This window comes from Curtobacterium oceanosedimentum (assembly GCF_020297365.1).
GTDB lineage: Bacteria > Actinomycetota > Actinomycetes > Actinomycetales > Microbacteriaceae > Curtobacterium.
In genome coordinates, this window is record NZ_JAIXIG010000002.1 from 111,316 (window position 1) to 137,837 (window position 26,522).

Genomic DNA, 26,522 nt, shown 5'->3' on the forward strand with positions numbered 1-26,522 from the left:
ATCTGTGGAGAACTCAGCGGGGTCGGTCGCCGGTGCCGGACTGGTCGTCGTGGTCGTCGTCGGCGTCGTCGGGGCTGGTCCCGTCGGTCGGGTCGTCGGCGACGCGACCGGACTCGTCCTCGTGCGGACGCGCGCCGGTGGCGTCGTTCAGCAGGTCCTCGAGTGCACGGTCGAAGGCGTCGTCCTCGGGGGACTGCCCGGGATCGCGCAGCCGGGCCACGAGTGCCTCGGGAGCGTCGACGTCCTCCGAGGTCGGCACGAGGTCGAAGTGCGACCACAGGGCGTCCCGCTGCTCGGCCCCGAGCTCGTCGGTCACGCGCTGCCACATCGCGGCCGCCTCGCGCAGTCGACGCGGGCGGAGCTCCAGGCCGACCAGCGTGGCGAAGGCGGACTCGGCGGGACCACCGGCCGCACGACGCCGTCGGACCATCTCGGCGATGGCCCCGGCCTTCGGCAGCCGGGCGGTGGCTGCCGCCGTGACCGTGTCGACCCAGCCCTCGACCAGCGCGAGCATGGTCTCCAGGCGGGCGAGGGCGGCGTCCTGCTCCGGCGTCCGCGGCGGGATGAGGGCACCCGAGGCGAGCGCGTCGCGCAGCTGCTCCTGGTTCGTCGGGTCGATGTCGGCGGCCAGCTCCTCGACGCGGTCGAACGGGATGTGGATCCCGCGGGCGTAGTCGGTGATGGACGAGATGATGTGCAGCCGGAGCCAGCGTGCCGAGCGGAAGAGTCGGGCGTGCGCCAGTTCGCGGACCGCCAGGTAGATGCGGACCTCGTCCTCGGCGACGTCGAGCCCCTCGGCGAACTCGGCGACGTTCTGCGGCAGGAGCGCGGCGACCTGTTCGTCGAGGAGCGGCACACCGACGTCGCCGCCGGACACGACCTCCTTCGACAGCTGTCCCACGACCTGCCCGAGCTGGATCGCGAAGAGGGCTCCGCCGATGCCGCGCATCGCCTTCGAGACGTCGCCGAGCATGGCCTTGAGCTGCTCCGGCGCGCGCTGGTCGATGGCCTCGGTGAGCGCGTCGGCGATGCTGAACGCCACCGGCTCGGCGATCTGGGTCCACACCGGTGTCGTCGCCTTCGCCCACTGCTCTCGCGTGTAGAGGCTCGGCGTCGCCGTGAGCTCGGCCACCGTCGTGACCTCGTCGAGCCACAGGGCCGCGACCTGGAACGCCTGGTCGGCCGCCTGCGAGGTCGCGGGGTCGACCGGGTGTCCGCCCTCCCGGGCGATCGCGGTCGCGCGCTCCACCGTGGCCGAGAAGTCGATGCCGTCGCCGCCGGACTGCGCCGCACGCTGCAGCTGGCTCATCAGGTTCGCCACGAACGCCGGGTCGTTCGGCAGGCCCGCGGCGCCGGCGAGCTGCGACGGGTCGATCTGCCCCTCGCCCGAGAGCAGCTTGCGCAGCATCTCCTGGAAGTCGTCGTCCGGCCCCGGCTGTGGTTCATCAGGCATGCCGACTACGCTAATCGCTGCTCACGTGGCCGCGCCTGGGACGCCCCCGTGGGAACGCCCGGAGCGCTGCGCCCAGGGCGAACAGCTCCGCCGTCAGGCGTGCGTCCCCACCTCCGCCGGCAGGCGCGGGTGCCCACCCGGAAGGACCCCGCGTGACCCTCTTCGCCCCCGCGCCCCGTCGTCGCTCCCGTTCCCGCACCGTCGGTTGGGCCTTCGTCATCGGAGCCGTGGTGCTCGGACTGCTCGCGAGCGTGCTGCCCAGCCCGTACCTCATCGAGGTGCCCGGCCCGGTCTACAACACGATCGGCACGCAGGAGCAGGGCACGGGCAAGGACGCCGAGCGGGTGAAGCTCATCCAGGTCTCGGGGCACGAGACGTACCCGACCGGCGGCGCCCTGGACATGCTGACCGTCGGCATCCAGGGCGACGCCACCAACCGGCCGTCGTGGACCAGCGTCGTGCGCGCGGTCTTCAGCCCATCGCAGGCGGTCATCCCCGTCGAGGCGGTCTACCCGAGCGGCACCACGACCGAACAGGTGAACGAGCGCGACTCCGCCGACATGCGCGCGTCGCAGCAGTCCGCCGTCGCCGCCGCCCTGATCCAGCAGGGCAACGACCTGCCGACGCAGCTCGAGGTGGGCACCGTCCAGGAGGGGTCCGCCGCCGACGGCGTGATCGAGGAGGGCGACGTCGTCACCGCCTTCGACGGCACCCCGCTCACCGTGAACGCCGACGCCTCGTCGCTCCGCGCACTGGTCGCCGAGCACGGCACCGCGAAGCCCGCCACCGTCACGGTCGAACGCGACGGGGCGACGAAGCAGATCGAGGTGACGCCGCGCAGCGAGCAGGGCACGGCGCTCCTCGGGGTCGGCGTCACCGAGCGCTACGACTTCCCCTTCAAGGTGTCCATCCGCCTGCAGGACGTCGGCGGGCCGTCGGCCGGCATGATGTTCGCGCTCGGGATCATCGACGAGATCACCCCGGGCAAGCTCAACGGCGGCAAGCACGTCGCGGGCACCGGGACGATCACCGCGCAGGGCGAGGTCGGGCCGATCGGCGGCATCCGCCAGAAGCTCCACGGTGCCGCGGACGCGGGGGCCACGGTGTTCCTGGCTCCGGCCGAGAACTGCGACGAGGTCGTGGGCCACGTCCCCGACGGCCTCGACGTGTACAGCGTCACGACGCTCGACCAGGCCGTGACGGACCTGCAGACGATCGCGGACGGCGAGAGCACGGCCGGGCTCGCCCGCTGCGACTCCTGACGCGTTCCTGACACTCCGTACAGCTTCAGGTCTGCTCCCGTCCCATAGGATCAGAGTCACTGACGGCCCGCCGCGAGCCGGGCCCGCCGGTCCGACACGTCTGGAGCACATCAAGTGACGACAACCTCGTCCACCTCGGGGCGGCGTTCGCCGCGGGTCCCGATCGTGGTCACGATCATCGTGCTGGCCGCACTGGTGATCGGCTTCTTCATCTTCGCCAGCCTCTACACCGACTACGCGTGGTTCGCGCAGCTCGGGTTCCAGCAGGTGCTGACCGTCCGCTGGATCGCAGGGACCCTGATGTTCCTGGCGGGCTTCCTCGGCATGGCCGTCCCCGTCTTCGTGAGCATCGGGCTCGCCTTCCGGTTCCGGCCGGTCTACGCGAAGCTGAACTCGCAGCTCGACCGCTACCAGCAGGTCATCGAACCGCTGCGCCGCGCGGTGATGATCGGCATCCCCGTGGTGCTCGGCATCTTCGCCGGCCTCTCGACGGCCGGCCGCTGGAGCATGGTGCTCGAGTACTTCAACCGCACGCCGTTCGGCAAGACCGATCCGCAGTTCGGTCTGGACATCGGCTTCTACGTGTTCGAGCTGCCGTTCTGGCGCTCGGTCGTGGCCTACTCGTCGGCGGTCGTGCTCATCTCCGGGCTCGCCGCCCTCGCCGCCTGCTACCTCTACGGCGCGCTGCGCTTCGGCGGTCGCGAGGTCCGCATCTCCCGGGCAGCCCGGATCCAGCTCGCGGTGACCGCCGCGCTGTACGTCGCCCTGCAGGCCGTCAGCCTGTGGCTCGACCAGTACGCGGCACTGACGAAGTCGAACTCGCTCATCACCGGTGCGCAGTACACCGACGTCAACGCGGTGATCCCGGGTCGCGAGATCATGGCGGGCATCGCCGCGATCGTCGCGCTGCTCTTCATCGTCACGGCGGTCATCGGCCGTTGGCGCATCTCCATCGTCGGCACCGGCCTGCTCCTCGTGGCGGCCATCGTCATCGGTGGGATCTACCCCTGGATCGTCCAGCGCCTGCAGGTCAAGCCGTCCGAGCGCACCTTCGAGTCGGCGTTCATCGAGCGGAACATCAAGGCGACCCGCGACGCGTACGGGGTCTCCGGCGTCAAGGAGCAGAACTACGACGCCACGACCGAGGCGAGCTCCGGTGCCCTCGCGCAGGACGCGCAGACCACGGCGAACATCCGCCTCATCGACCCGAAGATCGTCTCCGACACGTTCAGCCAGCTGCAGCAGTACCGGCAGTACTACCAGTTCCCCAAGGAGCTGGACGTCGACCGCTACGACGTCGACGGTGAGACCGAGGACACCGTGATCGCGGTGCGCGACATCGACCTCGGTGGCCTGAGCAACGCCGCGAACACGCAGTACAACCGCGCGTTCGTCTACACGCACGGCTACGGCGCGACGGCGGCCTACGGCAACCAGCGCGCGAGCGACGGCAAGCCGGTGTTCCTCGAGTCCGGCATCCCCTCGAACGGCGCGCTCGGCAAGTTCCAGCAGCGCGTGTACTTCGGCGAGACCTCGCCGCCGTACTCGATCGTCGGGGCGCCCGAGGGCACGAAGGACGTCGAGCTCGACTACCCGGCCGGCTCGGACGACGAGAACGGTGGCAACGCCACGACGACCTACGCCGGCGACGGCGGACCGAGCGTCGGCAACTTCTTCAACCGGCTCGTCTACGCGGCGAAGTTCCAGTCGGAGCAGATCCTGCTGTCGGACGCGGTCAACAGCGACTCGCAGATCCTGTACGACCGCGACCCGATCACGCGCGTCCAGAAGGTCGCGCCGTACCTGACGGTCGACAGCGACGCCTACCCGGCGATCGTCGACAACCGCATCCAGTGGGTCATCGACGGGTACACCACGAGCGACGCCTACCCGTACTCGCAGAGCCAGAGCCTGTCGGACAGCATCGCGGGCGAGGAGTCCTCGACGTACCGGACCGACCAGGTCAACTACATCCGCAACTCGGTCAAGGCCACCGTCGACGCGTACACCGGCAAGGTCACGCTCTACGCCTGGGACACCGAGGACCCGGTGCTCAAGACGTGGCAGAAGATCTTCCCGACGTCGACGAAGGCCGTCTCGAGCATGAGCGCCGAGCTCCTCGACCACGTCCGCTACCCGACCGACCTGTTCAAGGTGCAGCGCTCGATCCTGGGCACGTACCACGTGACCAACGCGAACTCGTTCTACTCGGGCGACGACGCGTGGAACACGCCGCAGGAGCCGACGACGACCGCGACGTCGGACGGTGACGCCGACACCGCGAACACGACGACGAACGGCAATGCGAACGGCAACGCGAACGCCAACGCGCTGGGTGCCCAGACGACGACCACGAGCCGCGCGAACCTGCAGGACCCGTACTACCTCACGATGAAGGTGCCGGGGCAGGGGACCGCCTACTCGCTGTACACGACGTACATCCCGCAGCAGTCGGCCGGGGCGAACAACCGCAACGTGCTCACCGGGTACCTGGCGGTGAACTCCGACGCGGGTGGCGCAGGCAAGGGCGAGAAGGCGTCCGGGTACGGCAAGCTCACCCTGCTGACGATGCCGAAGACGGACAACATCCCCGGCCCCGGCCAGGTGCAGAGCCTGTTCAACGGTGACTCGCGGGTGTCGCAGGAGCTGAACATCCTGAAGCGCGGCAACTCGACGGTGAAGCAGGGCAACCTGCTGACCCTGCCGGTGGGTGGCGGCTTCCTGTACGTGCAGCCCGTGTACGTGCAGTCGACCTCGAGCGGCTCGTACCCGCTGCTGCAGAAGGTCCTCGTGGCCTTCGGCGACAAGGTCGCGTTCGAGGACACCCTCGACGAAGCGCTCAACTCGCTGTTCGGTGGCGACTCCGGCGCGTCGGCCGGCGACTCGGGCGCGAGCGGTTCCGGTTCCGGCTCCGGCTCCGGCTCCGGCTCGGGTTCCGACACCGGGTCCGACTCCGACTCGGGGTCCGACTCCGACACGGGCTCGGACTCCGGCTCGACGGGCGGTTCGACCGGCGGCTCCACCGGTTCCGGGACCGTCGACAACGACGCCCTGCAGCAGGCGCTCTCCGAGGCGAACGACGCGCTGCGGGACCGTCAGCAGGCATACGCCGACAACGACCTGGTCGCCGCAGCCGAGGCCGACCAGCGCCTGCAGGACGCCATCGAGGCGGCCACCGCAGCCGAGAGCGGCGACTGACACACCGTGGCGGGGCACTCGATTTGTGTCCCGCCACGGCCCCGTGTACGCTTACAGATGTGCCGCGGGGTGGAGCAGTTCGGTAGCTCGCTGGGCTCATAACCCAGAGGTCGTAGGTTCAAATCCTGCCCCCGCAACCAAGCGTCACATGAAGGCCCCGGTCCACTCGGACCGGGGCCTTCGTCGTACCGCCGCCGCGGGCCAGCTGGCCGCCGACCCGGCCAGCCGCCCACCGGAGGCCCGCCAACCCGGCCAGCCGCCCACCGGAGGCCCGCCGACCCGGCCGCCCGCTCGCCGTCGCCCGGGCCGCCTCCCACCCGCCGAGTACGCTCGCCCCATGGCCACCCTCACCATCGCGGCGGCACAGTTCGCCCCCGTGGACGACCCCGCCGTCAACCTCGAGACCGTCCGCGCCGCCGCCGCCGAGGCCGCAGCCCGGGGAGCGGACCTCCTGGTCACGCCGGAGTACACCTCGTACTTCACCGCGGAGATCGACGACCGGTTCGTGGCCGCCGCGCAACCCCTGGACGGCCCGTTCGTCTCCGGTCTGCGCGACGTCGCCCGCGCGACCGGCATCGCCCTGGTCGTCGGGGTCGCCGAGTCCGCGGACACACCGGATCGGTTCCGGAACACCCTGGTCGCGGTGCTCCCGTCCGGCGAGCTGGCCGTCACGTACCGGAAGGTGCACCTCTACGACGCCTTCGGCTCGCGGGAGTCGGATCGCATCGAACCGGGCGACCCCGGTCAGCTGCCGGTGTTCGAGCTCGACGGGGTCCGTGTCGGTCTCGAGACCTGCTACGACCTGCGCTTCCCCGAGGTCACCCGCCGACTCGCCGCCGCCGAGTCCGGGGCGGCGGACGTCGTCGTCCTGCCCGCGGAGTGGGTCCGCGGACCCGGCAAGGAACACCACTGGCGCACCCTGCTCACGGCTCGTGCCATCGAGAACACGGTCTGGGTCGTCGGGGTCGGCCAGACACCGCCGGTCGGCATCGGTGCGTCCGTCGTGCTCGACCCGTCCGGTGTCGCGGTCGCCTCGGCCGGCGCCACGCCCGGCACGCTCGTCGCGACGATCGACACCGCCGTCACCGACGCGGTCCGACAGGTGAACCCGTCGCTGTCGCTCCGTCGGTACGACGTCGCGCTGCGCGGCCGGTCTGGAGGAGCGGCGCAGCGCTGACGCGTCCGTCCCGTCCCGACGTGGTCACCGCTCAGGCGTCGCGGCGCGCTCCGAGGGTCGCGAGACGGGCGGCGGCGTCCTCGAGCACACTGCGGCGCTTGCAGAACGCGAAGCGCACGAGCGAGCGGTAGCCGGCGACGCGGTCCGGGTGGACGAATGCCGAGACCGGCACGCCGGCGACACCGGCCGTCGTCGGGAGCTCGAGGCACAGGGCCCGTGCGTCGTCGTACCCGAGCGGGGCGGCGTCGGCGAGCACGAAGTACCCGCCGTCCGGCCGCAGCACGTCGAACCCGGCGGCCCGCAGCCCGGCGGCGAGCAGCTCGTGCTTGGCGCTGAGCTCGGCGGCGATGCCGGTGAAGACCTCGTCGGGCAACCGGAGCCCGACGGCGACCGCAGGCTGGAACGGCGCGCCGTTGACGAACGTCAGGTACTGCTTGACGGTGGTGATCGCGTCGACGAGCGCCGGGGGAGCGGTCAGCCAGCCGATCTTCCAGCCCGTGGTGTTGAACGTCTTGCCGGCGCTCGACACCGACACGGTCCGCTCGGCGGCGCCGGGCAGGGACGCGATCGGCGTGTGCGGGACCCCGAAGGTCAGGTGCTCGTACACCTCGTCGGTGACGATGACGGCGTCGCGCGCGGTGGCGAGTTCGACGATCGTCTGCAGCACCTCGGTGGGCAGGACGCGGCCGGTGGGGTTGTGCGGGGTGTTCACGAGCACGGCGCGAGTGCGGTCGGTGAACGCAGCGCGCAGGGTGTCGTCGTCCGGCAGGAAGTCCGGTGCGCTGAGGGGCACCGTGACGTGGACGCCGCCCGCCAGCCGGATGAGTGCGCCGTAGGCGTCGTAGAAGGGCTCGAACGTGATGACCTCGTCGCCGGGCTCGACCAGCGCGAGGAGCGTCGCGGCCAGTGCCTCCGTGGCGCCCGCGGTGACCAGGACCTCGCGGTCGGGGTCGACGTCGAGTCCGTACCAGTGCTGCTGGTGCTCGGCCACGGCCGCGCGGAGGTCCGGGGTGCCCCGTCCGGGCGGGTACTGGTTCGCACCGTCCCGGATCGCGCGGACCGCCGCCTCGAGCACCTCGGCGGGGCCGTCCTCGTCGGGGAACCCCTGCCCGAGGTTGACCGCGCCGGTGCTCGCCGCGAGGGCGCTCATCTCGGCGAACACGGTCGGCGCCGGGACGCCGTCGGGTCCGAGCAGCATGGCTCCCTCGGCGGCTCGCAGCCACGGTCCTGCCTGGCGCATGTCGTCCCTTCCCGTGCACGTGGCGTCGTGCCGCGTCGCACGGATCCAACCTAACCGGCCGGTTCCGGCAGCCTCGGACACCGTGCACAGCGCACGCATAAGATCGCCAGGGGTGGCTCGCAGCCTCGCCAGAAGGTCCGCTCAGGTGCCTGCGACAGACTGCACGAGCTTGAAAGGAGCACGTCCAGCATGACCGACACCACACCCAACGGGCAGGGCGACGACCGCCGTCCCGACGACGCGGCATCGCCTGCCGCCAGCGAGGACGCCGCAGCAGCGGCCACGGAGGGGACCCCGTCGATGCAGAACGACTCCGACCAGCCGGACGAGCACGCTCGTCCGCGGCACACCGACCCCGAGTCGGCCGACCACACCGACGTGATCCCGTCGTCGAACGACCACCCGACGGACCGCTACACCTCCCCGTACCCGACCGTCTCCGGCGGGTCCGCCGACGCGGCCGGCTCCGGGCAGCAGGGCGACCACAGCCAGTCAGGGCAGTACGGGCAGCAGAGCCAGTACGGGCAGCAGAGCCAGTACGGCCAGCAGAGCCAGTACGGCCAGTCCGGCCAGCACAGCCAGTCCGGCCAGCAGGGCCAGTCCGGGTACGGCCAGGACAGCCAGTACGGCCAGCAGCACCAGACGAGCCAGTACGGACAGGCGAGCCAGTACGGGCAGCAGAGCCAGTACGGCCAGTACGGTCAGCAGGGCTACTACGGCCAGGCCGGACAGTACGGGCAGCAGAGCCAGTACGGGCAGCAGAGCCAGTACGGCCAGCCGGGCCAGGCCGACCAGTACGGTCGCGCCGCCGGTGAGCGCCCCCGCTACGGCGAGTACGCACAGCCCGGCTCGGCGTCCGCGGCCCCGACCTCGTCGTCCGAGTACGCATCGGCGTCCGCCCAGGCACCGCAGTCGGCCACGAGCGCCTTCGGCGACGTCGACGGCGCGAACCAGCACAACGGCCACTACTTCGAGGACGGCGACGCGTCCGCTGCTCCGTCCTCGACCAAGGACCGTTCCGGCCGGGGCAAGCTCCTCCTGCCGATCATCGCGGCGGTCGTCGTCTCCGGCCTGGTGGGCGGCGGGGCCGGATGGGCCGTCTCGTCGGCGAACGACGGCGGGACCGTCGTGTCGTCCGGGTCGTCCCAGGGCGGCAACCTGACCGTCAACGACTACGACTCCGCGACCGTGGTCACCGCGGTCGCCGCACAGGCGACGCCGTCGGTCGTGACCATCAACGTGTCCTCGAGCAACGAGGCAGGCACGGGCTCCGGCGTCGTGATGAGCAAGGACGGCTACATCGTCACGAACACCCACGTGGTGACGCTCGACGGCGACAGCTCGAACGGCTCGATCACGGTGACGACCTCGAACGGCAAGATCTACCAGGGCGAGCTCGTCGGCACCGACCCCACCGTCGACCTCGCGGTGATCAAGATCGACGCGACCGACCTCAAGCCGATCGAGTTCGCCGACTCGACGAAGCTCAACGTCGGCGACACGGCGGTCGCCATCGGTGCGCCGCTCGGTCTGTCGAACACGGTCACCGACGGCATCGTCTCGACCCTGAACCGCAGCATCCAGGTCACGTCGAGCGCCCCCAGCCAGGGCGGCGACTCGAACGAGGGCGGCAACGGCGGCTCCGGACCCTTCGACTTCTGGGGCAACGGCGACAACGGCAGCAGCTCCTCGGCGAACACGACGGTCTCGCTGCCGGTCATCCAGACCGACGCGTCCATCAACCCGGGCAACTCGGGCGGCGCGCTGCTCGACGCCGACGGCAAGCTCATCGGCATCAACGTGGCGATCGCCTCGGCCGGCAGCTCCTCGTCGTCGGAGTCGGCTGCCGGCAGCATCGGCGTCGGCTTCTCCATCCCGTCGAACCTGGTCGAGCGCGTGGCGAACGAGATCAAGGACAACGGGTCCGCGACCCACGGCCTGCTCGGCGCGAGCGTCGGCGACGCCTCGGAGGACCCGCGCGCCACGCAGACCGGTGCGCTCATCAAGTCGGTCTCGCCGAACGGCGCGGCCGCGAAGGCCGGGCTGCAGAAGGGCGACGTCGTCACGAAGATCGGGTCCGCCACCGTGGCGGACGCGACGGACCTGACCGCACAGGTCCGGTACTTCGCCGGTGGCGCCTCGACCACCATCAGCTACATCCGCGACGGGCAGTCCCGTCAGGCGGACGTCAAGCTGGGGACGTTCGACAGCAAGGGCTGACGCGAACAACAGACGGACGGGAGGCCCGGTGCACGACGTGCGCCGGGCCTCCCGTCCGTCACGGGGTCGCGTACCACCCGCGCAGGTGCGCGGTTCCGCCTCTTGATAGGCTCATGGTCGCTCTGCGGGGCGGCACCGCCCCGGTGCGTCCCGTGCCGCCAGCCAGCACCCCGAGGTACGCATGCAGTCAGACGGACAGCCCCTGCCGGGCGTCTCGTACGTGATGCCCGTGCTCAACGAGGTCACCGAGGTCCGTGCCGCCGTCGCGAGTCTGCTCGACCAGGACTACACGGGGACGTTCGAGGTCATCCTCGCCCTCGGGCCGTCCATCGACGGCACGAACGAACTCGTCGCCGAGATGAGCGCCGCCGACCCCCGCATCCGAGCCATCGACAACCCGGTCGGGTCGACGCCCGCCGGCCTCAACGTCGCGATCCGGGCTTCCGTGCACCCCGTGGTGATCCGCGTGGACGCCCACTCGGTCCTGCCGACGGACTACACGCGCATCGCCGTGCGCACCCTGCTGGAGTCGGGCGCCGACAACGTCGGGGGCATCATGCGGGCCGAGGGCCGCACGCCGTTCGAGCGGGCCGTCGCCCTGGCCTACGGCAGCCGGGTCGGCCTCGGCGGCACCCCGCACCACGTCGGGGGGACCGCGGGGCCGGCCGAGACCGCGTACCTCGGCGTCTTCCGCCGTGAGCGCCTGTTCGACGTCGGACTCTTCGACGAGGGGATCAAGCGCGGGCAGGACTGGGAACTCAACCGGCGGCTGCGGCAGACCGGTGGCACGGTCTGGTTCACGCCCGAGCTCGTCGTCACCTACCGCCCCCGGCCGAGCCTGAAGCGCCTGGCCCGGCAGTTCGTCGCCACCGGGCTGTGGCGCGGCGAGCTGGCCCGCCGCTTCCCGGCGAACAACGGCCTGCGCTACTTCGTGCCGCCCGCGATGGTCGCGGCGATGGCCCTGGGCATCGTCGCGGGGCTCGTCGGGATCGTCGGCGCGGTCCTCGGGACCCCGCTCGCCTGGGCGGTGCTCGGCTTCGTGGTGCCGGTGGTCTACCTGCTCTTCGTCGTCCTCGGTTCCGTCGTGGTCGCGCGACGGTCCGGCGTCCCCACCTTCCTCTGGCTGCTCGTCGTGCTGCCGTGCATCCACGTGGGCTGGGGGATCGGCTTCATCATCGGTTTCCTCACCCGCACCTCCGAGCTGACCACCCACACGGGACGGTGAACCCATGACCGACCACACCACGACCGGCCGCGGATCCGCACGACCGACCTCGATCGCCGAGCTGCGGGCCGTCGCCCAGCCCGACGAGGTCCGTGCGCGTGCCAACGCCGAGCACTGGACGGCCTCGCTGTACCTGCGCGACGTGTCGCCGTACCTGACCTGGGTGCTGCTGAAGACCCGCGTCAGCGCGAACCAGGTGACCGGCCTGATGATCCTGGTCGGGTGGAGCGTGGCCGCCGCCCTCCTCATCCCGGGCATCTGGGGCGCCGCCCTCGCGCTGCTGCTCGGCCAGCTGCAGATGCTGGTGGACTGCTCCGACGGCGAGGTCGCGCGCTGGCGTGGCACGCGCTCGCCGGCCGGGGTGTTCCTCGACAAGGTCGGGCACTACACGACCGAGGGGCTGATCCCGGTCGCGCTCGGCATCCGCGCCGCCACCTGGCCGATCCACGGGGACGACTGGATGTGGACCACGATCGGCTGCGCGCTCGGGCTGGTCATCGTGCTGAACAAGGCGCTCAACGACATGGTGCACGTGGCCCGCGCGAACGCGGGTCTCGCGCAGCTCGTCGACCGCCGCGATGCATCGACCGCACCGTCCGGCCGCAAGCTCGCCTCGCTGCGCCGCCTGGCCCGGTTCCTGCCGTTCCACCGCCTGTACCACTCGGTCGAGCTGAGCATGCTGGCCTTCGTGTTCGCACTGCTCGCCCTGGTGATCGGCGACCCGCTGGCCAGCAGGATCCTGGTGGGCGCGCTGCTCCCGCTCGCCGTCCTGGCGACGGTCGGGCACTTCCTGGCGATCCTCGCCTCGAAGCGGGTCAAGGCGTGACCGCCGACCGTCCGACTCCGCGCCCGGCCACGGTCAGGCGGCACGCCGTCGTGCACCACGAGCGTCCGCGCATCGCCGTCGTGAGCCTGTCCCAGGGCAACCGACCGGACGACCTGCGTCGCGGCCTGGACAGCGTGCTCGCCCAGCAGGGGGTCGACCTCGACGTGGTCTGCGTCGGCAACGGCTGGGAGCCGTCCGGGCTGCCCGACGGTGTCCGGACGCTGGCGCTGCCGGAGAACGTCGGGATCCCGGCCGGGCGCAACGCCGGCGCCGAGGTGGTGGAGGGCGACTACGTCTTCTTCCTCGACGACGACGCGTCGGTGCCGTCCGACACCTTCCTGCGCGACGCCGTCGCCCTGTTCGAGCGCGACCCGTCCCTCGGTCTCGTCCAGCCCCGGGTGGTCGACCCGTCGGGAGCGGCCAACCCGCGCCGGTGGGTGCCACGCATCCGCAAGGGCGAGCCCGACCACTCGTCGCCGGTGTTCTCGGTGTGGGAGGGCGCCGTCGTGCTGCCGATGGACGTCTACCGCGCCGTCGGCGGGTGGGGTGCGCCGTACTTCTACGCCCACGAGGGCATCGAGCTCGCCTGGCGCGTGTGGGACGCCGGTCGTCGTGCCTGGTACGCGGGCGACCTCGTGGCCCACCACCCCGCCATCGACCCGGCACGGCACGCGGAGTACGTGCGCCTGAACGCCCGCAACCGGGTCTGGCTCGCGCGCCGCAACCTGCCGTCGGTGCTCCGCCCGCTGTACGTCGGGTCGTGGGCCGCGATCCAGGTCGCCCGGTGGTGGCGGCACCCGCGACGCCTCGCGACGTGGTTCGGTGGGATCCGCGAGGGCTGGACGGCGGACTGCGGTCCGGTCCGGCCGATGGGCTGGCTGACGGTCGCCCGGATGACCATCGCCGGACGGCCGCCGGTCGTCTGACCCGCGCGCACCAGACCGCCACAGCAGACCGGGAGGACGACCATGCCGATCACCAGCGACGTGCGTGCCGCACTGCGGCTCGCCGAGCGCCTGCTGTCCTCGCGACGCAGCCGACGGCGACTGGCCCAGCGGCTGCCCTCGGCGCCGAAGCCCGAACCGGGCTCGATCGAGATCGCGGTCTACTTCGCCGACGGCCCGGTCAACATGTACCAGGTCCGCCAGTGGTACGCACCGCTCGCCGAGCTGGCGAAGACGCACCCCGTGGCGATCGTGTCGCGCAGCCCGGGCACCATGCTCACGCTGCTCGACGAGTCGCCGGTGCCGGTGGTGTACGCGCGGCAGGTGGTCGACCTCGAGCAGTTCGTCGAGGGCCACGCACCCAAGGTGGTGCTGTACGTCAACCAGAACGCCCGCAACTTCCAGATGATGCGGTACGGGCGCATGTGGCACGTCTTCGTCAACCACGGCGAGAGCGACAAGATGTACATGACCACGAACCAGTTCAAGGCGTACGACTACGCGCTCATCGCCGGCGACGCCGCTCGCGACCGACTGGCCGAGGCACTGTGGGACTACGACCTGGACACGCGCACCATCGCGATCGGCCGTCCGCAGGCCGACCACTTCGCCGGGGACGCGCCGTACCCGGCCGACGAGCGGACCGTGGTGCTCTACGCGCCGACGTGGGAGGGCGACCGAGCGGCCGCCGCCTACGGGTCGATCGCCTCGCACGGCACGACCATCGCCGAGCAGGTACTGGCCTCGCCCCGGCACCGCCTGGTGTACCGCCCGCACCCGCGCAGCGGCGTGCTGGACCCGGCGTACCGTGCGGCGCACGAGCGCATCCTCGCCGCCATCACCGCGGCGAACGCCGCCGACCCGGCGGCGCACCACCTGTACGACGACGGCGGTGCGCTCGGGTGGCAGCTCGCCGACGCCGACGTGGCGATCACGGACATCAGCGCGATGATCTACGACCGACTGGCGGTGGGCAAGCCGCTCATCGTCACCCGCCCGGTGTCGCCCGACGCCGATGTCGACGAGCGTGGCTACCTGAGCGATGCGAACTGGCTGACGGCCGCCGACGCCCCGGAGGTGCTGGAGCGCATCGACGCTGCGGCCGGGGACGCCGCGGAGCTCGCACGACTGCAGCACTGGGTACGTCGGTACTTCGGCGACACCACGCCCGGAGCGGCCACGGAGCGGTTCCACGAGGCGATCGAGTGGCTGCTCGAGCGCTGGCGCACGGTGGCGGCCGAGCGCGGGGAGCGCTGAACCGCAGGCGCACCAGACCGGCTCGGCCCGGCCACCTGCCCGGTCACGGGCTCGGCACGAGAGTCGTGCCGGCATCAGGCCCGGACCCCCGTGCCGGCGAGCGACATCCGCCAGAGGTACTCGGAGCGGTCCGGGCGGCGCCAGCGGACGATCACGACGCCGGTGTCCTCCGGCGAGGCGCCGAAGACGGCGACGGACAGCGAGCGACCGGGCTCGAGCCGCCGGACCGCGAGCGGTGGCGAGTAGCCCGTGCCGAGGTGGGTGAGGACCAGACCGTCGACGGGCTCCGGACCGGTGTTGACGATGTCGTACCGATGCGGTGCGTTCGATCGGTCGACGGCGAAGGGGACGGCGTACGCGGCTGCTGGGCGGTGCATGCACGGAACGCTAGGGGGAGGGTCCGACGGCGGGGACCCGGTGCGGACCGGAGGAGACCGGGGCTGTGGAGGGCGCACCGGCCGCCGGTGATCGTGGAGGGGAGTACCCCGACCCGTCAGGCGCCGTAGTCGGCGGCGTACCGGGCCAGTGCGGCCTCGATCGTGTCGTCGAGCTGCAGCCGGCCCTTGTCGAGGTACAGGCCTCGGTCGCAGAAGCGCCGCAGGTCCTTGTCGCTGTGCGACACGAAGAACAGGGTCCGCCCGCCGGCCAGGAGTTCCTCGATGCGCTTGTAGCACTTCTCGCGGAAGGCCTTGTCGCCGACGGCCAGGACCTCGTCGACCAGGATGACCGGCTCGTCGAGGCGGGAGATCACCGCGAACGCGATCCGGACCTTCATGCCGCTCGACAGGTGCTTGTAGGGGGTGTCGACGAAGTCCGCGATCTCGGCGAACGCGATGATCTCGTCGAAGGCATCACGGATCTCTGCGCGCGACATGCCGTGCAGGCCGGCGGTCAGGTACACGTTGTCGCGGACCGTCAGGTCGCCGACGAAACCGCCGGTGATCTCGATCAGGGGTGCGACCCCGGCGCCGACGTCGATCCGGCCCTCGTCCGGCAGCATCACCTGCGCCACGAGTTTCAGCAGGGTGGACTTGCCCTGCCCGTTGCGCCCGACGACACCGATCGCCTCGCCCGGGCGGACGTCGAACGACACGTTCCGCAGCGCCCAGAACTCGTCCGTGGGGCGGCGACGGCGCTTGCCGGCGAACAGGTCCTTGAAGCTGCGGCTCGCTCGCCGGTTGCGCTTGAAGCAGATGCCGGCGTCGCGCACGGAGATGACCGGTGCGGCGGTCTCGGTGCGTCGGGTCTGGTCCGTCGCGGTCATCACAGCTCCTTCAGCACGCGGTGCTCGCTCCGCCGGAACACGGTGAACCCGACCACCAGGACGACCCCGGTGACGACCACCGCGGCACCGACCTCGAACCAGTCGAGCTGCGACGGGAAGAACGCCGCCCGGTACAGGCCGAAGATGCCGGTGAGCGGGTTGACGGCCGCGATGTCCCGCAGCGCGGCGGGCAGCGCGTGCGTGCCGTAGACGATGGGGGAGGCGTAGAACAGGAACCGCAGCACGAGCTTCGTGGCGCGCTCGAGGTCACGGAAGAAGACGACGAGCGGGGCGACGATGAGGCCCAGGCCGTAGACGAGCGCGCACTGCAGCACGATCGCCAACGGGAAGAACACGACCTGCCAGTGCAGGTGGGCACCGGTCGCGATCGCGAACGCGGCCAGCACCGGCAGGCTCAGCAGGAACTCGATGCCCTTCGACGCGTCGATCCGCGCCACCCAGATGGTGCGGGGGATCGTGGTCGAGCGGATGAGCTTCGACTCCTTGATGAACGCCCGTGTGGAGTCGGAGACGCCGCCGGTGAACCACATCCAGGGGAGCAGGGCCGCCAGCAGGAACACGATGTACGGGTCCTCGCCGACCGAGCCGCGGTGGAACACCTGCGTGAAGACGAACCAGTAGATGCCCGACATCACGAGTGGGTCGAGGATCGACCAGACGTAGCCGAGCGCGGAGGTCGAGTAGCGGACCCGCAGGTCGCGCACCGTCAGCAGCCAGAGCGCCTGACGGTAGCGCCGACCGGCGCTCCGAGGCGTCGCGGGTGCGGCAGCCGCGGGCGCGGTCGGCGCACTCGCTGTGGTCACGGTTTCCCTTCGGGCGGAACCGCCGAGGGGGTCCTGAGGCAGGTCAGGCGAACAGGTTGTTCGCGCGCTCGAGGTCCTCGGCGAAGTCGATCTCGACCGCGTACAGGTCGGAGATGTCGATCGGCGTCCAGCGTAGCCCGTCCTCGGCGATGGCAGCCTCGATGCCGCCCTCGAAGTACTCCTGGTCGTCGACGCGGCCGAGCTGACGGATCAGCGCCTGCTTGTCGGCGGCGGAGACGTAGTTGATGCCCACGGCCTCGCCGAGACCACCCTCGACCCGCTTCGACAGCTTGTGGATGAAGCCCTCGGCGTCGACCGTGTACTTGACCTCTTCGTCGGAGACCTTGTCGGTGTTGACGCTGACGAAGGAGCGGCCCTCGTCGATCATGTCGGCCGCACGGACGAGCGCCATCGGGTCGAAGACCACGTCGCCGTTCATCCAGAGGACCCCGCCCTTGCCGGTCGCCTTGAGGGCGCGCAGCAGGCTCTTCGAGGTGTTGGTGGAGTCGTAGGACTCGTTGTAGACGAAGTTCGCCTCGGGGAAGGCCTCGACGATGTGCTCCGACTTGTAGCCGACGACGATCGTCACGCGGGCGCTCGAACCGAACGCGGCGCGGATGTTGTCGAACTGCTGCTGCATGATGGTGCGGCCGTCGCTGAGCTCCGTGAGCGGCTTCGGCAGGCTGCGCCCGAGGCGGCTGCCCATCCCCGCTGCGAGGATCACGATCTGCGTGGTCATGCTGGTCCCTTCCGGTGTCCGCCCGCGCGCCCTGGGGCACGGGCGGGCCTCGTCGAGTCTGCTCTCCCAACGTCCGAGTTGCCCGAGAAGCCATCCCGTCAAGGATCGTGGGGCTCCCGGAGCACCCGCGGGGGGCAGGTTTCCAAGTGGTGAACACTCCTTCGTGCCCTGGTGAATGATACGGAAACAGGGCCGTTCGGGGTACGGGTCTGCGTGCTTCGTACTCAATTCGTGACACTGGGGAGGCCGTTCCCCGCCGGGTGGACAGCGTTGGTACGGTGGGGCGATGGCATCCAGGGCAGAGAACGAGGACGTGTACGCCACGACCGACGCCGCATGGATGACCGAAGCGAGTGACGCCGACGAGGCGGACGCCGCCGCCGCGGAGGACGACGCGGCAGACGACGACATGGGGGACACGGATGCGGACGACGCCTCCGCGGGTGACGCGATGACCGACGACACGACGGTCATCGGCGCCGACGAGACGACGACGACCGAGGGCGGCACCGACGGGGGGTCGGCCGCAGCGACGAGCGCGGCCGCCGCGGCGGCCGCGACGACGACCGCAGCGCGCCCTGCGAAGCCGCGGACGGGCAAGGGACGCACCAAGCGCCCGACGAAGCCCGCTCCGTCGACCGACACCGAGCCTCCCGGCAGCACCGACGGCGTCGCGACGGGCGCCGGCGTCGCGACCGGTACCGACGCCGCGCCGACCGCGAAGAAGCGTGCGCCACGCACCGCCACCCCGAAGCAGCCGCAGAAGCTGCAGCCGGTCGTGCTCGAGGCGACCGGTCTCGTGAAGCGCTACGGCCAGACGCTGGCGGTCGACGAGGTCGACCTCGAGATCCGTCAGGGCTCGATCTTCGGCGTCGTCGGTCCGAACGGCGCCGGCAAGACGACCACCCTGTCGATGATCACGGGCCTGCTCCGCCCGGACGCCGGATCGGTGACCGTGCTCGACCACGACGTCTGGGCCGACCCGACCGCCGCGAAGCGCAGCCTCGGCGTGCTGCCCGACCGGCTCCGGCTGTTCGACCGGCTCACCGGTGCCCAGCTGCTCTACTACTCGGCCACGCTGCGCGGCCTCGACGGTGCGACCGCGCGTGCGCGCAGCGCCGACCTCGCCGAGGCGTTCGGCCTGGGCGAGGCCCTCGGCCGTCAGGTCGCCGACTACTCGGTCGGCATGGCGAAGAAGATCGCCCTCGCGGCGACGCTCATCCACTCGCCGCGGGTCCTGGTGCTCGACGAACCGTTCGAGTCCGTCGACCCGGTCAGCGCGGCGACGATCACCGACATCCTCCGCCGGTACACGCGCGGCGGCGGCACCGTGGTGCTCTCCAGCCACTCGATGGAGCTCGTGCAGCGCACCTGCGACTCGGTGGCGATCATCGTCGGCGGCAAGGTCCTCGCCTCGGGGACCATGGCGCAGGTGCGTGGGCGCAAGAGCCTCGAGGACAAGTTCGTCGAGCTCGCGGGCGGTCGCGTCGTGGCAGAGAGCATGGAATGGTTGCACAGCTTCTCCGGCTGAGGGCCGACCTGCTCGCGGGCGACGTCCGCGGCACCGCACGTCGGTCCGTGGCGGTCGTGCTCGGCAGCCTCGTCGGACTCCTCGCCGCCGTCTTCGTGGCCACCCAGACCGTGGCGCTCCGCTCCGCCGACCCCGACGTGGTGCGTGCGGTGGTGGTGCCCGTCGGTGCCCTCGTCGCGTTCGGCTTCACGGTCGTGCCGCTCGTGGTCGGGCGGAGCGACCAGCTCGACCCCCGCCGGTTCACCGTCTTCGGCATCGAACGGCGTCGGCTCGCGGTCGGCCTCGTCGTCGCCGGGCTCGTCGGTGTGCCGGTACTGGGTGTCGCGATCATCGCCGTCGCCCAGGTCGTCGCCTGGTCGCGTGGCCCCGGACTGGTCGTCCTCGCCGTGCTCGGCGGTGTCCTCGCGGTCGTGACCTGCGCGCTCCTGGTGCGGGTCTGCTGCACCGTCGGCTCGCGGCTGATCGGTCCCGACCGGTCGCGCGACGCCGGGTGGCTCGTCGCCCTCGTGATCCTGGCGCTGTCGGTCCCGGCGGTGTCGCTCCTGCTCCGCGTCGACTGGATCGACCCGGAGGGCGCCGAGATGCAGCGCGTCGCTGACGTCGCCGGATGGACCCCGTGGGGTGCCGCGTGGGCCGTGCCGGCCGAGGTCGCGAGCGGCGACCCCGGCGCCGGCGTGCTCAAGTTGCTCGTCGCACTCGTGGTCGTCGCGCTGCTCGCCTGGGCCTGGTGGGCACTGGTCGGTCGGGCGCTCGAGACCGTCGACGACCGTGCCCGGACGCGCCGCTACCAGGGCCTGGGGTGGTTCGACCGCTTCGGGTCCGCGCCGGTGTCCGCCGTGGCCGCCCGCGCCCTGACCTACTGGCTGCGCGACCCGCGGTACCGGACCTCGTACCTCATCATCCTGTTCGTGCCGCTCGTCGTCCTGCCGCTCGGCGTCGCCGGGGTGCCGTGGCAGTGGACGGCCCTGGTGCCGCTGCCGCTCATGGCGCTCATCGCCGGGTTCCTGCCCCACAACGACGTCTCCTACGACAACACCGCGGTCTGGCTGCACGTCGCGTCCGGCGCCCCGGGGTGGAGCGACCGCCTCGGCCGCGTCGTCCCCGTGCTCGTCGTCGGGATCCCGGCGATCGTGGCCGGGGCCGCGCTTTCCGCACGGCTGTTCGGTGACTGGACGGCGTTCCCGGTGCTCATCGGGGTGAGTGCGGGCGCACTGCTGTCCGGCCTCGGGCTGTCGAGTGTCGTCTCGGTCCTGCTGCCGTACCCGACCGTCCGCCCCGGCGACCACCCGTTCCAGCAGCCGCAGGCCGCCGGTGTCACGGCGACGTTCGCGCAGACGGTCATGGTCATCGGCATCGTGCTCTGCACGGTCCCCGCGGTCTGGCTCGGCGTCCTGGCCCTCGCACGTGGTCCGGAGCCGTGGTCGGTGCTGACGATCGTCGTCGGAGTCGGCATCGGCCTGGTCGTGCTGGTGGTCGGCGTCTTCGCCGGCGGCCGGCTGTTCGACCGGCGCGGTCCCGACCTGCTCGCGGCGGCCCAGCGCAACTGACCGCGATCCCGAGGTCCGCTCCGGGCGCACGGTATCCCGCGCGCCCGGTCGCGGAGCGTCGTACCCTGGGTGCATGAGCATGACGGAACCCGGCGGCGGCCTCGACGTGATGGACCGGGAGCTCGAGAAGCTCCTCGAGGACGAGGGGGTCGAGCCCGGCGACCACGAGCGGTTCTCGCACTACGTCAAGAAGGACAAGATCCTGCAGTCGGCCCTGTCCGGCAAGCCGGTCAAGGCCCTGTGCGGCAAGAAGTGGATCCCGGGTCGCGACCCGGAGAAGTTCCCGGTCTGCCCGGACTGCAAGGCCATCTACGAGAAGATGAAGGCCGAGTAGGCGCGACCAGCAGACGGACGGGAGGCCCGTGGCGGCGCCGCCACGGGCCTCCCGTCCGTCTGTGGCTTCGTGAGCAGGAATGGTCGGGTCCGTCACACGGACCCGACCATTGCTGCTCACGACGGGGCCACGCGTCGTGGCCGCGCCACCTGCCCTAGATGACCAGGGTGGGGATGGCGGGGTCGCCGCGCCCGATGCGTGACGCGTCGGCGGGCAGCTCCGCCTTCGCCCGCTGGTGGTGTGCCCGAGCGGCCTCGACGCCCGCCGTGCCGAGGAACGCCGGGTCGACCTCGCCGTCGGTGACGACGGGGACCAGCAGGGGGCGCTCGTCGGGGCCGACCTGGGCGCCCGTGAGCACGATCTCGGCGGTCGCGACGCCGTTGCGGAGTCGTCTGCCGGCCTCTTTCCGGCCGCCGATCGACGCCTTGTCGGCCGACTTCTTGGCGACGGGGACCCAGTCGCCGCCGTCCGCGTCCCGGTGCGCGACGAGCTTGAAGACCATGCCGGCGGCCGGGTGCCCGGATCCCGAGACGACCGAGGTGCCGACGCCGTACGAGTCGACCGGGGCTGCTCGGAGCGCGGCGATCGTGTACTCGTCGAGGTCGTTCGTGACCGTGATCTTCGTCCCCGTCGCGCCCAGTCGGTCGAGCTGCGCCCGGACCGCGGCGACCACCGACGGCAGGTCGCCGCTGTCGATCCGGACCCCGCCGAGCTTGCCGTCCGTCAGCCGGACGGCGGTCTCCACCGCGGCCTCGATGTCGTAGGTGTCGACCAGCAGCGTCGTGCCGTCGCCGAGTGCGTCGAGCTGCGACCGGAACGCCTGCTCCTCGGAGTCGTGCAGCAGCGTGAAGGCGTGCGCCGCCGTGCCCATGGTCGGGATGCCCCAGGTGCGTCCGGCCTCGAGGTTGCTCGTCGCCCGGAACCCGGCGATGTACGCGGCACGGGCGGCGGCGACGGCGTTCCACTCACCGGTGCGGCGGGAGCCCATCTCGGCCAGGGGGCGGCCGTCGGCAGCGGACGCCATGCGGGCGGCGGCGCTCGCGATGGCGCTGTCGGCGTTGAAGATGCTGAGCGCCAGGGTCTCGAGCACGACGGCCTCGGCGAAGGTGCCCTCGATCTGCAGGATGGGGGAGTTCGGGAAGTAGACCTCACCCTCGCGGTAGGCGCGGATGTCGCCGCTGAACCGGTAGTCGGCGAGCCAGGATGCGGTGCCGGCGTCGATGACCCCGCGGTCGCGCAGGAACCCGATCTCCTCGTCGCCGAAGCGGAAGTCGGCGAGGGCGGTGAGGAACCGACCGAGTCCGGCCGCGACGCCGTAGCGGCGGCCGTCCGGGAGTCGTCGGGCGAACACCTCGAAGACGCATCGGCGGTCGGCGGTCCCGTCCTTGAGGGCGGCGTCGACCATGGTGAGTTCGTACTGGTCGGTGAGGAGCGCGGTGGTCACCTCTCCGACACTACTGTCGCGGCGGGCCGGGAGGCACGGATCGCGGTTGAGGTCCTTGCCGGCGCCGGTAGGCGGGTGGTCCTGGGCCGGTGGGCGCGAGCGCGAGGGCGCGAGCGGGCGGAATCGGGGGTGCTCGAGCGATGTGCCGCGCGGAATCCGCCCGTTCGCGGAAGGGGGGCCGGGCGGCAGCGTGCTCGTTCGGCGAGCGGGCGGATTCGGGAGTGCCCGAGCGGTGTGCCGCACGGGTTTCGCCCGTTCGCGGTGGCGGTGGCCGGGCGGCAGCGTGCTCGGTCGGCGAGCGGGCGGATTCGGGAGTGCCCGAGCGGTGTGCCGCACGGGTTTCGCCCGTTCGCGGTGGCGGTGGCCGGGCGGCAGCGTGCTCGGTCGGCGAGCGGGCGGATTCGGAGTGCTCGAGCGGTGAGCCGCGCCTTCCGCCCGCTCGCGGGTGGGCGGCGGAGATCGGGGAGGGCCTGTGCGGCGAGCGGGCGGAATCAGCGCATTGCCTCGTGCGGGCGCTGCGGATTCCGCCCGCTCGGGAACTCGGCGGGTAGGTGAGCAGACGCACGGGTGACGCCGCCGTGAGCGGGCGTCGGTACGCTGGACCGGTGACGGATGCACCGATCGGAGTCTTCGACAGCGGGGTCGGCGGGCTCACCGTGGCCCGCGCCATCATCGACCAGCTGCCGCGCGAGAGCATCCGGTACGTCGGGGACACCGTGCACTCGCCGTACGGCCCGAAGCCCATCGCGGACGTCCGCCGCTACGCGCTCGAGGTCATGGACGACCTGGTCGAGCAGGGTGTCAAGGCCCTGGTGATCGCCTGCAACACCGCATCGTCGGCGGTCCTCCGCGACGCCCGTGAACGGTACGAGCAGGCGTACGGCATCCCCGTCGTCGAGGTCATCCAGCCCGCCGCGCGCGCCGCCGTCAAGCAGACCAGGACCGGTCGCGTCGGCGTCATCGGGACCGTCGGCACCATCGCGTCGCGCGCCTACGAGGACGCCTTCGCGGTCGCCGCCGACGTCACGCTGACCACGGCCGCGTGCCCCCGGTTCGTCGAGTTCGTGGAGGCGGGGGACACCTCCTCACCGTCCCTGCGCGAGGTCGCGGCCGGCTACCTCGACCCCATCCGTGCCGCCGACGTCGACACCCTCGTGCTCGGCTGCACGCACTACCCGCTCATGTCCGCTGCGATCCAGTTCGTGATGGGGCCCGAGGTCACGCTCGTCTCGAGCGCCGAGGAGACCGCGAACGACGTCTACCGTCGACTCGTCGAGCACGGACTCGAGCGCACCACGACCACCGCCCCGACGTACTCGTTCGAGGCGACGGGCGACGACAAGAACGGCTTCATCCGGCTCGCCCGGCGCTTCCTCGGACCCGAGGTGTCGAGTGTCGGCCACCTGCAGACCGGCGCGATCACGCTCCCGCGCACCGGGTCCTGAACCGGACCACCAGCACGACCGCAGCCGACCGTACGACCCGCACCGAGCCTCCAGGCCGGACCGAAAGGACACCATGACCACCCGCATCGACGGCCGCACCGCCACCGACCACCGCCCCGTCACCATCGAGCGGGGGTGGAGCACGCAGGCCGAGGGCAGCGCGCTCATCTCGTTCGGCAACACCAAGGTGCTCTGCACCGCGAGCTTCACGAACGGCGTCCCGCGCTGGCTCGCCGGCAAGGGCACCGGCTGGGTGACCGCCGAGTACTCGATGCTGCCCCGCTCGACGAACGAGCGCATGCAGCGCGAGTCCATCAAGGGCAAGGTCGGCGGCCGGACGCACGAGATCTCCCGCCTGATCGGGCGCTCGCTCCGTGCCGTCGTCGACACGAAGGCGCTCGGGGAGAACACCCTGGTCATCGACTGCGACGTGCTGCAGGCCGACGGCGGCACCCGCACCGCATCGATCACCGGTGCGTACGTCGCGATGGCCGACGCGATCGAGTGGGGCCGGGACAAGGGCTTCATCGGCAAGAAGGCCACCCCGCTCACCGACAGCGTGCAGGCGATCTCGGTCGGGATCGTCAAGGGGGAGCCGATGCTCGACCTGGCCTACACCGAGGACTCCGCGGCCGACACCGACATGAACATCGTCACCACGGGCTCGGGCAAGTTCATCGAGGTGCAGGGCACCGCCGAGCACGCACCCTTCGACCGCGACGAGCTGAACGTGCTGCTCGACCTCGGTCTGGCGGGCAACCAGTCGCTCGCCGCGATCCAGCGGTCCGTGCTGGGGCTCGCGTGACCTCCCGCTCGGTCGTGCTGGCGACCCACAACCAGGGCAAGGTCGTCGAGCTCCGCGAGATCCTCGGCACCGCGCTCGGCGACGGCGTCGAGCTGGTCGGCTACGACGGCCCCGAGCCGGTCGAGGACGGCGACAGCTACGCGGCGAACGCCCTCATCAAGGCCCGCGCCGCGGTCGCGCACACGGGGCTGCCGGCGCTCGCCGACGACTCCGGGATCGCGGTCGACGCGCTGGGCGGTGCGCCGGGCATCCACTCGGCCCGGTACGCGGGCACGCGGTCGGACGCCGACAACATCGCGCTGCTGCTGCAGAACCTGGAGGGCGTCGTCGAGCGCACCGCCGCCTTCGTGTGCGCGGCCGCGTTCGTGACGCCCGAGGGCGAGGAGCGCGTGGTCGAGGCCGTGTGGAACGGCGAGGTCACCACCGAGCCGATCGGCGACGGCGGGCACGGCTACGACCCGGTGTTCCGGCCGGACGACGCGGACCGCACCTCGGCGGAGCTGACGCGGGCCGAGAAGAACGCGCTGTCGCACCGCAGCAAGGCGTTCCGGGGAATCGCGCCGATCGTGCGGGAGCACTTCGGCGTCTGACGCGCTGCGCGCTGCGCGCTCGTGCGCGTGCGTGCCGGTGCGTTTCCGCTCCGCACAACCGAAGTCGTCCCGAACCACGCGGTTCCGTGGTTCGGGGCGGCTTCGGTTGTGCGCAGGGCGCGCGGGCGCGGGGCGCGCGGCGTAGGGCGTGGGGCGCGCGGGCGCAGGGCGCGCGGGCTGCGGCAGCGCCCGCGGCGGCCTGGAGGCCCGGGGTGCGCCTAGAGCGTCGGTTCCGTCGGCGCGGTGGTCGCCTCGGCATCGCCCGCGTGCTTGGCCTTGCGCGCGTTCCGCAGGTAGGTCAGGGCCATCGGCACCACGGTCACGACGACCGCCGCGAGCAGGATGATGTCGATGTACTCGCGCACGATGTGGGCCACGAACGGGATGTACCCGAGGAAGTAGCCCAGGAACGTCACACCGACACCCCAGACCACGGCGCCGACGGCGTTGTACAGCGAGTACTTCTTGTAGTCCATCCGGCCGACACCGGCGGCGATGGGCGCGAAGGTGCGGACCACCGGCACGAAGCGCGCCAGGATCACGGCGGCGGGGCCGAAGCGGTGGAAGAACGCGTTGGTGCGGTCGACGTTCTCCTTCGAGAACAGCCCGCTCTCCTTGCGTTCGAAGATCGGCGGACCGGCCTTCTTGCCGATGTAGTAGCCCAGCTCGCCGCCCAGGAACGCCGCCGCGCCGATCATCAGCGCCGCGACCCAGATCGGGATGCCGCCGATCTCGCCGCCGCGGTCGAAGGCGAACAGGCCCGTGATGACGAGCAGGCTGTCGCCCGGGAAGATGAACCCGACGAGCAGTCCGGTCTCGGCGAACACGATCCCGCAGACCACGAGCACGGCGATGGCCCCGAAGTGGTCGAGGATGTACTGCGGGTCGAGCCACGGGATCAGGGCGAGTGCGACGGAGTGCATGGTTCTTCCGGTCGTGGAGGCGGAGGCGGCGGGAGACCCCCGCGGGTCGAGGGTACCGCCCGTGCGTCGCCCGGCCATCCCTCGCGGGTATGACTCCTGGCAGGGGTGCGGAGGACCGCAACGGTGCGGAAGGAGGGACTCGAACCCTCACGCCTGGGGCACAGGAACCTAAATCCTGCGTGTCTACCGATTCCACCACTCCCGCGAGCAGCGGCAGTCTACCGAGGGCGGGGTGCGGGGCGGACGCGCACCGTGCCTCCAGACCGGACCGGGC

Annotated in this window: 22 protein-coding genes and 2 tRNA genes; 15 read left to right on the forward strand and 9 right to left on the reverse strand. The window is 71.5% G+C overall.

Features of this window, described 5'->3' with window-relative positions:
* Positions 1-13: 13 nt before the first annotated feature.
* Positions 14-1,453 carry a zinc-dependent metalloprotease gene (locus LEL83_RS01360; RefSeq protein ID WP_225557465.1) on the reverse strand — a complete coding sequence of 480 codons (1,440 nt, stop codon included), beginning with the start codon at positions 1,451-1,453 and terminating at the stop codon, positions 14-16.
* 152 nt (positions 1,454-1,605) lie between these two features.
* On the opposite strand from LEL83_RS01360, the gene LEL83_RS16110 reads away from it, so the two are divergent.
* The 4 genes from LEL83_RS16110 to LEL83_RS01380 all read left to right on the forward strand — a co-directional run bounded on the left by LEL83_RS16110 (position 1,606) and on the right by LEL83_RS01380 (position 7,090).
* Positions 1,606-2,715 carry a YlbL family protein gene (locus LEL83_RS16110; RefSeq protein WP_225557466.1) on the forward strand — a complete coding sequence of 370 codons (1,110 nt, stop codon included), beginning with the start codon at positions 1,606-1,608 and terminating at the stop codon, positions 2,713-2,715.
* Between the two features lie 165 nt (positions 2,716-2,880).
* Positions 2,881-5,913: a UPF0182 family membrane protein gene (locus tag LEL83_RS01370; protein ID WP_225557467.1), complete on the forward strand. Its 3,033-nt coding sequence runs from the start codon at positions 2,881-2,883 to the stop codon at positions 5,911-5,913.
* A gap of 63 nt (positions 5,914-5,976) precedes the next feature.
* Positions 5,977-6,053: transfer RNA gene (locus LEL83_RS01375), tRNA-Met, on the forward strand.
* 197 nt (positions 6,054-6,250) lie between these two features.
* Complete coding sequence (locus tag LEL83_RS01380; protein WP_225557468.1) at positions 6,251-7,090, forward strand: carbon-nitrogen hydrolase family protein; 840 nt, start codon at positions 6,251-6,253, stop codon at positions 7,088-7,090.
* A 31-nt stretch (positions 7,091-7,121) separates the two neighbouring features.
* Here the strand turns inward: LEL83_RS01380 and LEL83_RS01385 are convergent, their stop codons facing one another.
* Entirely contained in the window at positions 7,122-8,330 is a 1,209-nt protein-coding gene (locus tag LEL83_RS01385) for an aminotransferase class I/II-fold pyridoxal phosphate-dependent enzyme (protein ID WP_225557469.1), read from the reverse strand.
* 189 nt (positions 8,331-8,519) lie between these two features.
* Here LEL83_RS01385 and LEL83_RS01390 point away from each other — a divergent pair, with 189 nt between their 5' ends.
* The 5 genes from LEL83_RS01390 to LEL83_RS01410 all read left to right on the forward strand — a co-directional run bounded on the left by LEL83_RS01390 (position 8,520) and on the right by LEL83_RS01410 (position 14,802).
* The gene (locus tag LEL83_RS01390; RefSeq protein WP_225557470.1) at positions 8,520-10,550 is read left to right on the forward strand and encodes a S1C family serine protease; all 2,031 of its coding nucleotides are present in this window, start codon (positions 8,520-8,522) and stop codon (positions 10,548-10,550) included.
* A 181-nt stretch (positions 10,551-10,731) separates the two neighbouring features.
* Positions 10,732-11,775, forward strand: coding sequence for a glycosyltransferase family 2 protein (locus LEL83_RS01395; RefSeq protein WP_225557471.1), 1,044 nt, complete (start codon positions 10,732-10,734; stop codon positions 11,773-11,775).
* Between the two features lie 4 nt (positions 11,776-11,779).
* Positions 11,780-12,601 (forward strand): CDP-alcohol phosphatidyltransferase family protein, encoded by an 822-nt coding sequence (locus LEL83_RS01400; RefSeq protein WP_225557472.1) that lies wholly within the window; start codon positions 11,780-11,782, stop codon positions 12,599-12,601.
* A gap of 50 nt (positions 12,602-12,651) precedes the next feature.
* Positions 12,652-13,527 (forward strand): glycosyltransferase family 2 protein, encoded by an 876-nt coding sequence (locus LEL83_RS01405; RefSeq protein ID WP_225557505.1) that lies wholly within the window; start codon positions 12,652-12,654, stop codon positions 13,525-13,527.
* A 42-nt stretch (positions 13,528-13,569) separates the two neighbouring features.
* Entirely contained in the window at positions 13,570-14,802 is a 1,233-nt protein-coding gene (locus LEL83_RS01410; RefSeq protein ID WP_225557473.1) for a CDP-glycerol glycerophosphotransferase family protein, read from the forward strand.
* A gap of 74 nt (positions 14,803-14,876) precedes the next feature.
* Here LEL83_RS01410 and LEL83_RS01415 read toward each other — a convergent pair whose 3' ends face one another.
* The 4 genes from LEL83_RS01415 to LEL83_RS01430 all read right to left on the reverse strand — a co-directional run bounded on the left by LEL83_RS01415 (position 14,877) and on the right by LEL83_RS01430 (position 17,629).
* Positions 14,877-15,179: a hypothetical protein gene (locus LEL83_RS01415; protein ID WP_198657943.1), complete on the reverse strand. Its 303-nt coding sequence runs from the start codon at positions 15,177-15,179 to the stop codon at positions 14,877-14,879.
* Between the two features lie 116 nt (positions 15,180-15,295).
* Positions 15,296-16,066 (reverse strand): ABC transporter ATP-binding protein, encoded by a 771-nt coding sequence (locus LEL83_RS01420; protein WP_198657944.1) that lies wholly within the window; start codon positions 16,064-16,066, stop codon positions 15,296-15,298.
* Positions 16,066-16,890 (reverse strand): ABC transporter permease, encoded by an 825-nt coding sequence (locus LEL83_RS01425; RefSeq protein WP_198657945.1) that lies wholly within the window; start codon positions 16,888-16,890, stop codon positions 16,066-16,068. The genes LEL83_RS01420 and LEL83_RS01425 overlap by 1 nt, the downstream gene beginning before the upstream one ends.
* Before the next feature lie 43 nt (positions 16,891-16,933).
* On the reverse strand, positions 16,934-17,629 hold the full coding sequence (locus LEL83_RS01430; protein ID WP_198657946.1) for a phosphocholine cytidylyltransferase family protein: 696 nt from the start codon (positions 17,627-17,629) through the stop codon (positions 16,934-16,936).
* Positions 17,630-17,915: 286 nt separating this feature from the next.
* Between LEL83_RS01430 and LEL83_RS01435 the strand changes: the two genes are divergently transcribed.
* The 3 genes from LEL83_RS01435 (at position 17,916) to LEL83_RS01445 (ending at position 21,041) form a co-directional block, all read left to right on the forward strand.
* Positions 17,916-19,160: an ABC transporter ATP-binding protein gene (locus LEL83_RS01435; protein ID WP_225557474.1), complete on the forward strand. Its 1,245-nt coding sequence runs from the start codon at positions 17,916-17,918 to the stop codon at positions 19,158-19,160.
* On the forward strand, positions 19,136-20,707 hold the full coding sequence (locus tag LEL83_RS01440; protein ID WP_225557475.1) for an ABC transporter permease: 1,572 nt from the start codon (positions 19,136-19,138) through the stop codon (positions 20,705-20,707). The genes LEL83_RS01435 and LEL83_RS01440 overlap by 25 nt, the downstream gene beginning before the upstream one ends.
* A gap of 73 nt (positions 20,708-20,780) precedes the next feature.
* A complete protein-coding gene (locus tag LEL83_RS01445) occupies positions 20,781-21,041 on the forward strand; it encodes a DUF3039 domain-containing protein (RefSeq protein ID WP_198657948.1) in 261 nt (86 codons plus the stop codon).
* Positions 21,042-21,195: 154 nt separating this feature from the next.
* On the opposite strand, the gene LEL83_RS01450 is transcribed toward LEL83_RS01445, so the two are convergent.
* Positions 21,196-22,485: a nicotinate phosphoribosyltransferase gene (locus LEL83_RS01450; RefSeq protein ID WP_225557476.1), complete on the reverse strand. Its 1,290-nt coding sequence runs from the start codon at positions 22,483-22,485 to the stop codon at positions 21,196-21,198.
* 605 nt (positions 22,486-23,090) lie between these two features.
* On the opposite strand from LEL83_RS01450, the gene murI reads away from it, so the two are divergent.
* The 3 genes from murI to rdgB all read left to right on the forward strand — a co-directional run bounded on the left by murI (position 23,091) and on the right by rdgB (position 25,325).
* Positions 23,091-23,930 (forward strand): glutamate racemase, encoded by an 840-nt coding sequence (gene murI, locus LEL83_RS01455; RefSeq protein ID WP_225557477.1) that lies wholly within the window; start codon positions 23,091-23,093, stop codon positions 23,928-23,930.
* Between the two features lie 73 nt (positions 23,931-24,003).
* Positions 24,004-24,735 carry a ribonuclease PH gene (rph, locus tag LEL83_RS01460; RefSeq protein WP_198657951.1) on the forward strand — a complete coding sequence of 244 codons (732 nt, stop codon included), beginning with the start codon at positions 24,004-24,006 and terminating at the stop codon, positions 24,733-24,735.
* Complete coding sequence (rdgB, locus tag LEL83_RS01465; protein WP_225557478.1) at positions 24,732-25,325, forward strand: RdgB/HAM1 family non-canonical purine NTP pyrophosphatase; 594 nt, start codon at positions 24,732-24,734, stop codon at positions 25,323-25,325. Before rph ends, rdgB begins: the two co-directional genes overlap by 4 nt.
* A gap of 218 nt (positions 25,326-25,543) precedes the next feature.
* Here the strand turns inward: rdgB and LEL83_RS01470 are convergent, their stop codons facing one another.
* Together LEL83_RS01470 and LEL83_RS01475 are read right to left on the reverse strand one after the other, a co-directional pair.
* Positions 25,544-26,248: a DedA family protein gene (locus LEL83_RS01470; RefSeq protein WP_225557479.1), complete on the reverse strand. Its 705-nt coding sequence runs from the start codon at positions 26,246-26,248 to the stop codon at positions 25,544-25,546.
* A gap of 124 nt (positions 26,249-26,372) precedes the next feature.
* Positions 26,373-26,453 (reverse strand) — tRNA-Leu (locus LEL83_RS01475).
* Positions 26,454-26,522 lie beyond the last annotated feature (69 nt).